The organism is Streptomyces sp. GESEQ-35, from assembly GCF_017948485.1.
In the GTDB taxonomy this organism is placed as follows: Bacteria; Actinomycetota; Actinomycetes; order Streptomycetales; family Streptomycetaceae; genus Streptomyces.
Genome location: NZ_JAFFSX010000113.1, coordinates 1 through 256, shown reverse-complemented (window position 1 = coordinate 256; position 256 = coordinate 1). Strand labels below are relative to the sequence as shown.

At 66.8% G+C, this 256-nt stretch carries 1 protein-coding gene; it reads left to right on the top strand.

The window, feature by feature from the left end:
• On the top strand, positions 1–256 hold a 256-nt coding region (locus KCH87_RS48580; protein WP_247197946.1), incomplete at both ends, for a methylmalonyl-CoA mutase family protein.

Below are 256 nucleotides of genomic sequence, written 5' to 3'. Positions count from 1 at the left end.
GGAGGTCGGCAAGGTGGGCGTGGCCATCGACTCGGTCGACGACATGCGGGTGCTGTTCGGCGGGATCCCGCTGGACCAGGTCTCCACCTCGATGACGATCAACGCCCCCGCGGCTCTGCTGCTGCTCCTCTACCAGCTGGTGGCGGAGGAACAGGGCGTCAGCGCGGACAAGCTGACCGGGACGATCCAGAACGACGTACTGAAGGAGTACATCGCGCGCGGGACGTACATCTTCCCGCCGAAGCCGTCCCTGCGG